Raw genomic sequence first — 13,535 nt, forward strand, 5'->3', positions numbered from 1 at the left:
CGCATCGGAAACAACGACTCCACAGGGAGAGCATCATGAACAAGTTCGACACCACCGCCGCCGTCACCGCCGTCCTGAACATCCCCGCCGGCCGCATCCAGGTCATCGCCGCCGACCGCACGGACGCCACCGTCGAGGTCCGCCCGAACGACCCGGCCAAGAACCGGGACGTGAAGGCCGCCGAGCAGACCACCGTCGAGTTCACCGACGGCGTCCTGCGGGTCACCGGCCCCGCCGCGGCGAAGCAGATGTTCGGCCCGTCCGGCACCGTCGAGGTCACCCTTCAGGTGCCGTCCGGCTCGCGGGTCGAGGCGACCGCGGGCGCCGCCGAGTTCCGCGGCGTCGGCCGGCTCGGCGACGTCACCGCCACCGGCCTGCACGGCACCGTCAAGATCGACGAAGCCGGCAGCCTCGCCATCGACGCCCTCGGCGCCGACATCACCATCGGACGGCTCACCGGCTCGGCCGAGATCAGCACGCAGAAGGGCGACATCACCGTCGCCGAGGCCACCGCCGGCACGGTCGTCCTGAGCGCCCAGATGGGCAACGTCACCGTCGCCGCCGCCAAGGGTGTTTCGGCCACCCTCGACGCCGGAACCGGCTACGGCCGAGTCCACAACACCCTGCTCAACACCGAAGGCGCCACGGCCGCCCTCACCATCAAGGCCACCACCGCCCACGGCGACATCACCGCCCGCAGCCTCTGACCCCCTCGCAACTGACGACCAGGAGAAACAGATGACCACCGGAATGATCGACGTCGACGACACAGCCCTCGCCTTCACCGACACGGGCGGCCCCGGCACTCCGGTGGTCTACCTCAACGGACAATTCGCCACCCAGGGCTACTGGCGGCGCACCATCGCCGACCTCGGCCCCGGCTACCGGCACGTCACCTACGACGAACGCGGGCGCGGCCGAAAGTCGAGAACATCCGCCGACTACTCCTTCGAAACCGTCGTCAACGACATCGACGCCGTCCTCGCCGACCGGGGCATCGACCGGGCCCTACTGGTCGGCTGGTCCTACGGCGCGTACGCCGCCGCCTACTGGGCCAGCCGCAACCCGAAGCGCACCATCGGCGCGGTCCTCGTCGACGGCGCCATGCCCTACGACTGGCTCGACGAGGTCACCGAGGAACGAATCCGAACCCTGTTCCGCCGGCTCCGCTGGATCAGTCCGGTACTGCGGCCGTTCGGCCTGATGCCCCGCCTGACCCCCGACCAGCAGGCCGACAGCAACATCGAACTCGGCCGCATCGGCGAAGAGAAGACACTCGGCCCGGTTCTCGACGCCATCACCGTCCCCACCCGCTACGTCATCGCCTCCGGCGCCTCGTTCGGCAGCCAAGGCGACGAGCAGGAACGCATCCGCGCCAACCTCGACACCGTCACCACCCGCAACCCCAACGTCAAAATCCACGCGAAAGTCCCCAGCAACCACGGCGCCATCCTCCGCAAGGACCACACCACGATCGCCGCAGCCATCCGCGAGATCACCACCCTCGACCGCGACTGACACACCGCAAGGCGGGTCCCCATCCGGCGCAAGCCCCGGGCGAGGACCCGCCCGCGGCGTCTGCCCCGCCGGTCCGCGCCATCGGGACGGAGACCGCAACCGCCGGCGGTGCCAGGTTCCTGGCAGTGCTGAGCAAGTGCGTGGTGCGTACCCACCGTCTCGCCCAGATCGAGCCTGGCCGGAAGACGGATCAGCACAGGGGGCCCGGAACTCCGGAAACTACGGCGAGCCGCGGACTGGGGAATCTTGATACTCGTGGTTCACCGGTCCTTGAGGCTGGGTGCTGTGATGATGTCCGGCTACGGTCGAGGCGCTGGACGAGCTGGCTAGCGACGGCGCGGCCAGTAGTTCGTTCATGTCGCGGAATCGTCCTGGCCGGGTGGAGAGTTCGGCGTGGGTGCCTGCTTCGACGATATGGCCGTGGTCGATGACGTATACCTGGTCTGCGTGGCGCAGGGTGGTCAGGCGGTGGGCGATGACCAGGACGGTGCGTCCTGCGGTGAGCCGGGCCAGCCCGCGCATCACGTAGGACTCGCTGACCGGGTCCAGTCCGCTGGTGGGTTCGTCGAGCACCACGATGGGGGTGTCCGCGGCGAGGGCGCGGGCGATGGCGACGCGCTGTCGCTGTCCGCCGGACAGCGAGAGGCCACCCTCGGCGACCTGGGTGTCGTACTTGTGTGGGAGGCGGTCGACGAACTCGTCGACGTAGGCGGCTTGCGCGGCGGCGAGCAGCTCGTCGCGGCTGGCGTGGGGGGCGCCGTAGGCGATGTTGTCGAGAATCGTGCCGGAGACCATCAGTGGTTCTTGGAGGACGACGGCGACCTGACTGCGTACCGAGCGGAGGGTGAGGTCGCGGACGTCGTGCCCGTCGAGGAGAACCTGGCCCGCGGTGACGTCGTAGAGGCGGGGTACGAGGGTGGCGATGGTGGACTTGCCGGCCCCGGTGTGCCCGGCGAAGGCGACGACCTGGCCGGGGCGGACGTGCAGGGACACCTCGTGCAGGACGGGTTGGTCGGGCTGATAGCCGAAGCAGACGTTTCTGAGTTCGACGTCGCCGGACAGCCGGGGAGCGGGTATGGCATCGGGGCGTTCGTGGACCACCGCGGTGGACCGCAGCACCTCTTCCACGCGTTCGGTGCCGGCCTGTGCCTTGCTGATCGTCGAGGTGAGCCGGGCAAGGGCTTTCATCGGGGCGTACACCTGTTGCAGGTAGGCCAGCAGCACCAGCAGGACACCCAGGCTGAGCTGGCCGCGCAATACGAGGGTGGCACCTACGAACAACACGGTGGCGCGGCCGGCCTGGGCCACGAGTTCGACCGCGGCGGGAAGCCGTGATTGCAGTTCGACGGCGCGGAGTCCGGCGTCGAGCCGGGCTCGGTTGTGGACGCGGAACCGCTCCAGAACGCGGCGCTCCGCGGCGAAGGATTGCACCAGGCGGATCGTGGTCAGGGTCTCGGTGACGTGGCCCGAGACCCGGCCCTCATGGGTACGCGCTTCGCGGGAGGCGTGCTTGATGGCGCCGCGGTAGTGCCGGACGACGGCATACAGCGCCGGGGTGACGCACAGCAGCAGCACGGCGAAGACCGGCTGGATCGCGATCGCCACGATGACGATGCCGATGAGCAGGGCCAGGTTGGGCAGTAGCGTGCTGAATGCGGCTACCAGCAGCGCCTGGATGGCTGTCACGTCGCCGGTCAGCCGGGTGGCGAGGTCCCCGACCCGTTGCTGGTCGTGAAACGTAAGGGACAAACGTTGCAGGTGGTCGAAGATGTCGGTGCGTAGGTCGGCGACGAGCCGCTCCCCGACGCCCTGCAGCAGCCGGGAGGCCAGGTAGGTGCCGAGCGCGGCCAGTGCGGCGAGCGCAACCAGGGACAGGGCGCAGACGGCGAGCACGGCTGTCGGGGAGTCGGCGACCGGACCGAGCAGATTGCCGAACAGGCCGCTGGGCGGGCGCTGTCGCAGGACGTCGTCGACGACGACCATCAGCGGCCATGGCTGCGCGAGTTCGACGGCCGCCACCAGCATCACCAGCACGCCACCGGCCATCATCCTGGGTCGGTAGGGGCGTAGGTTGGGGCCGAAACGGCGCAGGATCTCAAACACGGTCACTCCTTGCCTCTCGACGATGCTGGATCTCTTCGCGTATGGATCATGGTCGTGTTCACCTGGCTCCGACCGTCGTGGGCATCCTGTCGGTTTGCCTGGCCGGCGCGGCCGCGTGTAGTTGGGCGTTCGCGGCGGCGATGTGTGCCGCGCCGGTGCTGTCGTCGACCGGGCCGGTGCCCAGCACCAGGTGCAGGTGGCGGCCGCAGCCGTCGACGGCGCCGACCAGGGCGTGCCCGGTGGTCGGGCTGGTGGCGACCAACTGGCCGGTGTGTTCGGCCGGGTCGTGCGCGACCCATGCGTCGATCATGGGGGTGCTGGCGCCCCACCAGGTTCGGCCCTGGCGCAGGTCGGTGTGGCACCGGCCGGCCCGTAGCAGCGTCGGGTAGTTCGGGGACAGCGCGACGGTGGTGCGCAGTTCTCCGGGTAGGCCGCTGCGCCGTACGCACACCACCAGGGCGGTGCCGTCGGCGGTCAGGAGCATCTGCTTGGTCAGGCCCCGGTCGGGGCCGGGCTCGACGTCGATCAGCTCAACGACCGCGGCCGCGGGGGTGACTGTGACGCGGCCCAGCTCGTGCCGGTGGGTCTCGGTGCCGAGCACGGCCAGCGCGCCCGGATGGTTGGGCGGCGTCCGCATGTGCTGGTGCAGCTCGGCCTGGAAGTTCCAGTGGTCGGCCGGGTTGCCCACGAGCATCACCGCGCACGGAGCCGTGCCGGTGTGGGTGTCGCGGCGCACGAGCAGGCTGAGACGGCCCCCGTGACGCGGGGAGAGCACAGCGAACAGCCGGTCACTGCTGAGAACGACCTCGTCGCCGCCGTCCTCGTCCACGTCGGTGACCAGGACCCGCAGACCGTGCGGGCTCGGGTCGGCGGCCCAGCGGGCGGCGGCGAGCACGGGCAACGCGTCGGCGGCGTGGGCGGCGGTGGCCTGCACCCACGGGGCGGGGGCGCGGCCGCTTTCGGTGTCGGGATCCTGCCAGGCGGTCTCGTGGCGGCCGAGCAGCACCAGCCGTTCGGCCAGCGCGCACAAGGTGGGGTCGGCGTCGTCGTTCTCGGCCTGTTCGAGGGCGGCTTCCACGTGATCGAGGCGTTCGGCGCGCGGGCGCCAGCGTGGGTCGTCGGCCCATGGGGCGTAGTTCTCGCCGGCGCCGTGCTGGTGGGCCAGTTCGTAGTAGGTGCCGGCCTCGACGGGTAGCTCGGGTGCGGGGTCGATCTGACCGCACCAGTCGTCGAGCGCGACCGGGCGTACCGCGTGACTGTGGCTCAGCCAGCGCAGGAACCGTGCGTAGCGCTCCAGTCCTTGTTCCCAGCCGGCGACGCCGGCGACCCGTTCGAGGTCGTCGGCGAAGACGAGCAGTGATCCCTCGGGGGCCTGTCGGGCGTCTTCGCCGAGTTCGGTGAGCAGCCGGAGGTGGTCGGGGTTGTGCGGCGGCACCAGGTAGCGCAGGTGGGAGGCGATGGGGACGGCGACCAGCCCCTGGCCGTCGGCGATCCGGTACGGCATCAGCGATGGGCAGTGCAGCCGGCCGTGGACGCTGGCGGGGAAACCGTCGCTGTGCCAGCGGTACGGGCCGGCGGAGTCGAAGGCTTCCCGCGCGCTGCCCGGGTAGCGGCCCTCGCGCAGGGGATGGGCCAGCCGATCGTCGAGCAGCACCCGCTGGTAGCGCACGCCGGTAGCGGCGGTGTCGCGCAGCGGCGGCGCGCACGACGCGGTGTCCCACACCCGTTCGGGCACCCAGGCGGTCCTCAGCTGCTGGCGGGGAACTTCGAGTAGATCCTCGGCGAGATCGTGGAAGGCCCGCAGCTGTCGGCGGTTGTGTCGGGGCGAGGACAGCGGCATGACGTTCTCCCCGTAGGTGCCGCCGATCAGGGTGACCACCCCGCTGGCCAGGTGCTGGCGAAGCCGGGCCAGCAGGGCGGGCCGGTGCCAGGCGATGGCCTCCAGCACCGGGCCGGATATGTGTAGCGAAGCTGGGACGCCGAGTTCGACGTGCAGCGACAGGACCGCGTCGTAGCTGGCGGCGATGGTGCTGATCCCGTCCCGGTCGGCGTACCCGTCGGTGATCACGAACTGGTTGGCGTGGTGGACGAAGGCGATCGGGGCGGCAGTCATGGCACGGGCTCCTGGACGGTGGTGAGGGTGTGGAAGGCGGCACAGAGGCCGTCGGCGAGCACTGCCTCGGCGATGTCCAGCCAGCGGTCGAGCAGGGCTGTCCGGGCGGTGCGGTAGGTGATCAGCTCGAAGTGCAGGCTCTGCATCAGGGTGCGGGCGACCTCGGCCGGCACGGCGTCGGCGTCGGTGCCGTTGTGGGCAGTCCATCGGCGCCAGAACGCCAGGCCGGCGCCGGCTCCGGGCCGGAACGATCCGGTGCGCATCCATGAGGCGACCAGCAGTTGGGCCAGGGCATAGCCGACGTCGTAGGACGGCCGGCGCAACCCTGCGGTGTCGACGTCGATGGCGGTCACCGTGGGCGATCCACCCCGTGTCACGTGCAGGTTCTCCGGGTGTAGGTCTCCGTGGGAGGGCACCAGGCCGGGGCCGGCCGCCTGCCGGTTGTCGTGCAACAGTCGGTGGGTCGTCTCGGCGACCCGCAGCAGCCGGGTGGCGTGATCCGGATACTGGTCGGCGAGCCGGCCGGCTTGCCAGCGCAGCTGCTCCCCGGCGCGGTAACGGGTGCGGTCGGGCAGCGTCACCGACAGCGACTGCAACCGGATCAGCCAGTCGGCGGCGGCGACCGCGGCGGCGCAGCCGGCGGCTGGAGCCCGCAACCAGTGGGTCCAGGGATGACCGCCAGCCACGTCGGTGACCAGGGTGTGGTGGATACCGGACCATCCCCGCGCTGGAGTCACCGCGAATCGGGCCGGTGGGGCGAAACCCGCATCGGTCAGCCGCTGCAACCATTTCCGGGTCCAGGCGCCCTGGCTGTCGCGGTACTGCTTGAGCGCCAACCACCGGCCGTCGCAGAGTTCGAGCAGAGCCAACCGCCTGTGGCCATCACGCAGCATGACGACCTGGTCCAGGCTGCCGGCCAGAGGCGGAACCGCCGTGGCCAGGACGTTGCGCGCCCACCGCATGGCCTCCCGGGAAGCGATGGTGTCGAACCCTGGCCGCAGAGCTACGGCTGGGTTCACCTGACCGGACGTCAGCAGTCGTCCAGGGCTGGACGGGGGCTGGTGCTGCGAGACCGTCATGTTCACCCGCTCCTACGGCCGTTACCGGATTCCTCGTCTACGAGGTTGTGCGCCCCGGATGACACCCGCCTTGGCCCTGCCTTAGAGCCCTCTCATATCGGTCAGCGGGTCGTCGCCGGCCGCGAGCATCGCCGCGGACCTGAGAGTTTTCTCATCGTTGGCTCATCCGGCCGCAAGGCTGCGACGGAGACTTGATGGCATGACTGGTCGCCGGCTGGCGGCGCTGCTGGCGGTACCGCTGCTCTTGGCTGCCGCGTGGATGATCGGTGGAGCGTTGTTCACGCATCCACCGCTGGACGTGGGCGGCGTGGTCGTGGTCCCCGCCGGCAACCGGCCGACCGCGCCCGCGACCGCTCCCGCGATCGGCGCCTCGACCCAGCCGGGCGACCCGGCGACCCGCGCTCCCGCACCGCCTTCGTCGGGGACCGCCACCTCGGCTCCGGCCACCACCCCTTCCGCCCGAACCCCAGCACCGCCGGGAGCCACCAGGGTGACCAACGGACCCGCGCCGACAGCCGGAGACGACGACGATGACGACGACGGCATCGACGACGACTGCGCCGACAGGTGAATCGCCATGTTTCGCCACCCTGCGCCCCGTGCCGCGAGCTTGAGCGCCCGCAGCCGGATCATCGGCTGGATGATGCTGCTGGTGGCTTTGGCGCTGAGCGCGGAACTACTCATCGCCGCCCGCGTGCTGACCGAACGGGCCGAGGCCGAACTCGACCAGGAATTGGTCCATGAGGGCCATAAGCTGCGTGACTATGCGGGACGGACCGTGGACCCCGCAACAGGCAAGCCCTACCGTGAGGTTCGTGGCCTGCTCGCCGGCTACCTCGCGGAGGCCGTTCCCGACGCCGATGAGACGCTGTTCAGCCTGATCGACGGCCGTCCCGCGCATCGCGCCCGCACCGAGCCGCTGGCCCGGCTGGACACCGATCCGCAGTTCGTGGGCCGGATCGCCGGGCTGGGGCAGCCGCAGACGGGAACAGTGACCAGCACTGCCGGCCCGGTCCGGTACGCCGTCTTCCCGGTGCGCTTCGAGGGCGCTCCGGACCTCGGAGCCCTGGTGGTGGTCGAGTTCGCCGCACCGGTCAAGGAGCGCGTCGCCTCGACGGTCCGGGTGCTGGGCGTGGTCAGCTTCGTGGCGCTGAGCCTGGCGGGTCTGGCGAGCTGGCAGGTCGCCGGTCGGGTCCTGGCCCCGATCCGAACCCTCCGGCGGACCGCGGAGACGATCCGCGAGTCCGACCTCGATCAACGGATCACCGTGACCGGCACTGACGACGTCGCCGCCCTGGCCCGCACCTTCAACGAGATGCTCGACCGCTTGCAGAGCGCCTTCGCCGGCCAGCGGCAGTTTCTCGACGACGCCAGCCACGAGCTGCGTACCCCGATCACCGTGATCCGCGGCCACCTCGAACTGATCAGCGAAGACCCGGCGAAACGGACACGGACCCTCGCCCTCGTGCTGGACGAACTGCAACGGATGAACCGCCTGGTCGACGACCTGATGCTGCTGGCCAAAGCCGAACGCCCCGACTTCCTGGACCTGTCCGAAGTCGATGTCACCGACCTGGTGATGCAGGTCCTGGCCAAGGCCAGCGCCCTGGGCGACCGGCACTGGACGGTGTCCGGCCTCACCGAGCAGACGGTGCTCGCCGACAACCAACGGCTGACCCAGGCGCTGATGCAGCTGGCCGCCAACGCCGTACGCCACACCCGGCCCACCGACCGGATCTCCATCGGCGCTTCGACGGTCACCGACCGGCTGCGGCTCAGCGTCACCGACACCGGCACCGGCATCGCACCTGAGGACCGCACCCGCATCTTCGACCGCTTCACCCGCCTCGATCACCACGGCCGCCGAAGCCGCGGCGGCGCCGGCCTCGGCCTGGCCATCGTCGCCTCCATCGCCCACGCCCACGGCGGTCGGGTACTGCTGGACAGCACTCCGGGCAAGGGCTCAACATTCACCCTCGACCTGCCCCTGACCCCGGCCTGCCGTCCACACGATCCCGCTGCTGCCACCACAGCCGCCGACCTGCCCAGGACCCACCGATGAACCGCGTCCTGGTCGCCGAGGACGAACCCCGGATCGCCTCGTTTCTGGAGAGCGGCCTGAACAGCAACGGGTTCGTCGTCACCGTGGTCACCGACGGTGAGTCGGCCTACCAGTACGCCCGAACAGGCGCGTTCGACCTGATGGTGCTCGACCTCGGCCTACCTGTCACCGACGGCCTGACCGTTCTGCGCCTGCTGCGCGCCGAGAAGATCGACCTACCCGTGGTCGTACTGACCGCCCGCGACAGCGTCGCCGACACCGTCACCGGCCTGGAAAGCGGCGCCGACGACTACATCCGCAAGCCCTTCGGCTTCGATGAGCTTCTCGCCCGCGTCCGGCTCAGGCTCAGAGGGCCGGGACACGCACCGGAGCCGACAATGCTACGTGCCGGCGACATGACCCTCGACCTGCGCACCCGCAAGATTCTGATCGACGGCGGCGCGGCGGAGGTAGCGCTGACCGCCCGCGAGTACGCCCTCGCTGAAGTGTTGTTCCGCCACGTCGACCAGGTCCTGACCCGGGAACAACTGCTGAGCCAGGTATGGGGCCTGGACTTCGACCCCGGCTCCAACGTCGTCGAGGTCTATGTCCGCTACCTACGCCGAAAACTCGGCGACTCCCGGATCGAAACACTGCGCGGAATGGGATACCGCCTGCACGCACATCCTCCACCCCACACCACGGACTGAGCCGACGGCGGCGGCTGCTGAGACGCTGGTGGGCGGTATGCCCACCCGCTGCTCGTGACTCTGGGTCAGGTGCACGCCGACACGGCCCGCCGGTGGGTCAGCCATGGTCGGTGACGTGCGGGTGGCGAGGGGATGTCCGGCGGGCAGGATGGCGATCAGCTGCTCGGTCAACAGGTCTTCGGTGTCGAATCCGGCGAGGTCGTCGTGGGTGCCCGCGACAAGGCCCGGGGTGAGGCGGCCGTATCCCCTGGTGACCGCCCGGGAAGGGTTCGGCAAGATATCACACGATTTTAAACAATGTCGGTTGTCTATCTATTAACAAATGTTTCTACGCCGAGATTGTCAAGCTCAGGACGCATCGGACAGCACCAACTGTCCACTGTGGGTCAACTTCAGATGACGAAACCATGGGGTCGTTAACCTCGCATTCGCTCGGGTAGCAGGATGTTCAGCGGGAGTTACCGAAAAGACTCCAGAAGAACGATCGGCGTAGCGGATGTTCACCACCGCTTCGCCTCGACGGCGCTCGCCTGCCGGTTTCCGCCGGGCGCATCCACGACCTCACGACGGGATTCCTGCTGCCCTGAGCACGCCCGGAAACGAAGGAGCATCATGGCGTTACACCACCCTGCCTTGACCTCTCCGGCGAGCAACTCCTCGTCGGCGTACGGGATGCAGCGCGGCTCACCCGCCGCCCTGCTGGGCTCGAAGGCCGAAACACTCGAGCAGCTCGCGCCACTGGTCCGCACGGCCCGGGTGCTCCCTCTGCTGTACTTCCCGGTCGACGCCTGGCAGTCCGGCCCGGACCGGTTGCTCGACGACGTGCTGAGCCGGCCATGGGGCGGTCAGCCGCTGATCGTGCGCAGCAGCACCCGCAGGGAGGACGACGCCGGAACCCTGATGCCGGGCAGCTACCTGTCGGTGGCCGGCGTCGCCGGCAGGCAAGGGCTGCGCGAAGCGGTCGACGCGGTCATCGACTCCTACCGGCAGCGGCCGGAGACGGCGGTCCTGGACGGATTCGGCGAGGAGCTGGTGCTGGTGCAGCCGCTGGTCGTCAACGCCACCATGACCGGGGTCGTCTTCACGTGCGATCCCAACACCGGCGCCCCGTACCTGGTGATCAACTATGAGGAGAACGGTGACTCCGCGGCGGTCACCAGCGGGGCACGGGCCCGGCTGCGCACCTTCTACGCCTGGAAGACCAGCGGCACCGGCCGGGGCGATCCCCACCTGCAACGGCTGACGGATCTCTCCCGGGAGCTGGAGGAGCTGCTGGAGCGCGACAACCTCGACATCGAGTTCGCGTTCGACGACACCGGCGATCTCTATCTGCTGCAGGTGCGGCCGATGGTGGTCGAGACCCTGCTCGACAACGTCGACCACGAACAGGCGCTGACCGCCATCGCGACCAAGGTCCGCACGGCCGCCCAACCGCATCCCCACCTGCGTGGCAAGCGCACGGTCTTCGGGGTCATGCCGGACTGGAACCCCGCGGAGATCGTGGGCACCCGGCCGCACCCGCTCGCCCTCTCGCTGTACCGGCGGCTGATCACCGACGGTCTCTGGGCAGATCAGCGGGCCCGGTACGGGTACCGCGACGTCCGCGGGTTCCCGCTGATGGTGGACTTCTTCGGTCTGCCGTACATCGGTGTCCGGGAGAGCTGCAACTCGCTGATTCCCGCCTCGATCGACGACGAGCTCGCCGAACGGCTGGTCGACCACTACATCGACCGGTTGGCCGCGAACCCGGAACTGCACGACAAGGTGGAGTTCGACGTCGTGTTCTCCTGCTACTCGCTGACCCTGCAGGAACGCCTGAGCAACCAGGCGGAGCACCTGTTCAGCGTGCGGGAGCGCGACGACCTCGTCAGCGCGCTGCGGACCCTGACCAACCAGCTGATGGATCCGGAGCACCCGGCGCGCCGGGAGGACCTGGCGAGCATCGCGTCGCTGCGCGCCAAGCTGGGCGAGGTTCGCCAGTCCGACCTGGACCTGCCGACCCAGATCTACTGGCTGCTGGAGGACTGCCGCCGGTTCGGAACCCTGGCCTTCGCCGGCTTCGCCCGACTGGGGTTCATCGCCACCGAGATCCTGCGGTCGCTGGTGGACACCGAGGTGCTCACCGAGAAGGACGTCGCCCGGCTGATGGCCTCGCTGGACACGGTCACCAACCGGATGCTGCGCGACCGCACGGGGCTCTCGCGTGCCGAGTTCCTGCGCCGGTACGGCTTTCTGCGCCCCGGAACGTACGACATCCGCTCCCCGCGCTACGACGAGGAGCCCGACGGCTATTTCGACTGGCCGAACTCGCGGGTCAAGCTGGCGGCGCCCGAGCCGTTCCGGCTGCCGGCGCCGACCATGCACCTGATCGATGACCTGCTGCGCCAGCACCGCCTGGAGCAGGACGCGTACGGGCTGCTGAACTTCATCATCACCAGCATCGAGCTGCGGGAGAACTCCAAGTTCGAGTTCACCCGGCACCTGAGCGAGGCGCTGTCGCTCTTCACCCAGCTGGGCCGCGGTGTCGGCATGGACGCCGAGGAGATGTCGTACCTCGACGTGGACTGCGTCGACGAGCTGCACCGCGGCGCCGAGAGCCCCGCCACGGTGCTGCGCCGGTGTTCCGCGGAGGGCCGGCGGCGCTACGAGCTCACCCGCCGGCTGGTGCTCCCGCCGATGATCACCGAACCGGCCGACGTGAAGGCGTTCCACCTGCCCAGCACGGAGCCGAACTATGTCACCCAGGAGTGCGCGGCCGGGCGGGTGGAGCTGGTCTCGGCGCATCCGGCCGACCTGGCGGGCAAGATCATGATGCTGCCCAGTGGTGACCCCGGCTACGACTGGATCTTCTCCGAGGGGGTCGCCGGATTCATCACCCGCTACGGCGGCGCGAACTCCCACATGGCGATCCGCGCACACCAGTTCGGCATCCCGGCGTCGCCGCCGCCAAGGGTGTTTCGGCCACCCTCGACGCCGGAACCGGCTACGGCCGAGTCCACAACACCCTGCTCAACACCGAAGGCGCCACGGCCGCCCTCACCATCAAGGCCACCACCGCCCACGGCGACATCACCGCCCGCAGCCTCTGACCCCCTCGCAACTGACGACCAGGAGAAACAGATGACCACCGGAATGATCGACGTCGACGACACAGCCCTCGCCTTCACCGACACGGGCGGCCCCGGCACTCCGGTGGTCTACCTCAACGGACAATTCGCCACCCAGGGCTACTGGCGGCGCACCATCGCCGACCTCGGCCCCGGCTACCGGCACGTCACCTACGACGAACGCGGGCGCGGCCGAAAGTCGAGAACATCCGCCGACTACTCCTTCGAAACCGTCGTCAACGACATCGACGCCGTCCTCGCCGACCGGGGCATCGACCGGGCCCTACTGGTCGGCTGGTCCTACGGCGCGTACGCCGCCGCCTACTGGGCCAGCCGCAACCCGAAGCGCACCATCGGCGCGGTCCTCGTCGACGGCGCCATGCCCTACGACTGGCTCGACGAGGTCACCGAGGAACGAATCCGAACCCTGTTCCGCCGGCTCCGCTGGATCAGTCCGGTACTGCGGCCGTTCGGCCTGATGCCCCGCCTGACCCCCGACCAGCAGGCCGACAGCAACATCGAACTCGGCCGCATCGGCGAAGAGAAGACACTCGGCCCGGTTCTCGACGCCATCACCGTCCCCACCCGCTACGTCATCGCCTCCGGCGCCTCGTTCGGCAGCCAAGGCGACGAGCAGGAACGCATCCGCGCCAACCTCGACACCGTCACCACCCGCAACCCCAACGTCAAAATCCACGCGAAAGTCCCCAGCAACCACGGCGCCATCCTCCGCAAGGACCACACCACGATCGCCGCAGCCATCCGCGAGATCACCACCCTCGACCGCGACTGACACACCGCAAGGCGGGTCCCCATCCGGCGCAAGCCCCGGGCGAGGACCCGCCCGCGGCGTCTGCCCCGCCG

The 13,535-nt window shown here is 69.6% G+C and carries 9 protein-coding genes; 6 read left to right on the forward strand and 3 right to left on the reverse strand.

The annotated features are described in order from the left end of the window. Nucleotides 1-35: 35 nt before the first annotated feature. Nucleotides 36-707 (forward strand): DUF4097 family beta strand repeat-containing protein, encoded by a 672-nt coding sequence (locus tag KZ829_RS26555; protein WP_220146651.1) that lies wholly within the window; start codon nt 36-38, stop codon nt 705-707. 31 nt (nt 708-738) lie between these two features. Continuing rightward, complete coding sequence (locus tag KZ829_RS26560) at nt 739-1,518, forward strand: alpha/beta fold hydrolase (protein WP_220146652.1); 780 nt, start codon at nt 739-741, stop codon at nt 1,516-1,518. 219 nt (nt 1,519-1,737) lie between these two features. On the opposite strand, the gene KZ829_RS26565 is transcribed toward KZ829_RS26560, so the two are convergent. Genes KZ829_RS26565 through KZ829_RS26575 form a run of 3 tightly spaced genes read right to left on the reverse strand, consistent with a single transcriptional unit; the run spans nt 1,738 to nt 6,813 of the window. Beyond that, nucleotides 1,738-3,621 (reverse strand): ABC transporter ATP-binding protein, encoded by a 1,884-nt coding sequence (locus tag KZ829_RS26565; protein WP_220146653.1) that lies wholly within the window; start codon nt 3,619-3,621, stop codon nt 1,738-1,740. Nucleotides 3,622-3,679: 58 nt separating this feature from the next. Next, nucleotides 3,680-5,734, reverse strand: a complete 2,055-nt coding sequence (locus tag KZ829_RS26570) for a polysaccharide deacetylase family protein (RefSeq protein WP_220146654.1) — start codon at nt 5,732-5,734, stop codon at nt 3,680-3,682. Beyond that, nucleotides 5,731-6,813, reverse strand: a complete 1,083-nt coding sequence (locus tag KZ829_RS26575; protein ID WP_220146655.1) for a phosphotransferase — start codon at nt 6,811-6,813, stop codon at nt 5,731-5,733. The genes KZ829_RS26570 and KZ829_RS26575 overlap by 4 nt, the downstream gene beginning before the upstream one ends. Before the next feature lie 199 nt (nt 6,814-7,012). Here KZ829_RS26575 and KZ829_RS26580 point away from each other — a divergent pair, with 199 nt between their 5' ends. The 4 genes from KZ829_RS26580 (at nt 7,013) to KZ829_RS26595 (ending at nt 13,464) form a co-directional block, all read left to right on the forward strand. Further along, nucleotides 7,013-7,384, forward strand: a complete 372-nt coding sequence (locus KZ829_RS26580; protein WP_220146656.1) for a hypothetical protein — start codon at nt 7,013-7,015, stop codon at nt 7,382-7,384. Nucleotides 7,385-7,390: 6 nt separating this feature from the next. Continuing rightward, nucleotides 7,391-8,875 (forward strand): sensor histidine kinase, encoded by a 1,485-nt coding sequence (locus tag KZ829_RS26585; RefSeq protein ID WP_220146657.1) that lies wholly within the window; start codon nt 7,391-7,393, stop codon nt 8,873-8,875. Beyond that, complete coding sequence (locus tag KZ829_RS26590; protein WP_220146658.1) at nt 8,872-9,564, forward strand: response regulator transcription factor; 693 nt, start codon at nt 8,872-8,874, stop codon at nt 9,562-9,564. The genes KZ829_RS26585 and KZ829_RS26590 overlap by 4 nt, the downstream gene beginning before the upstream one ends. Nucleotides 9,565-10,197: 633 nt before the next feature. After that, nucleotides 10,198-13,464, forward strand: coding sequence for an alpha/beta fold hydrolase (locus tag KZ829_RS26595; RefSeq protein WP_220146659.1), 3,267 nt, complete (start codon nt 10,198-10,200; stop codon nt 13,462-13,464). Nucleotides 13,465-13,535: the final 71 nt, after the last annotated feature.

The organism is Actinoplanes hulinensis (assembly GCF_019429605.1).
GTDB lineage: Bacteria > Actinomycetota > Actinomycetes > Mycobacteriales > Micromonosporaceae > Actinoplanes > Actinoplanes campanulatus.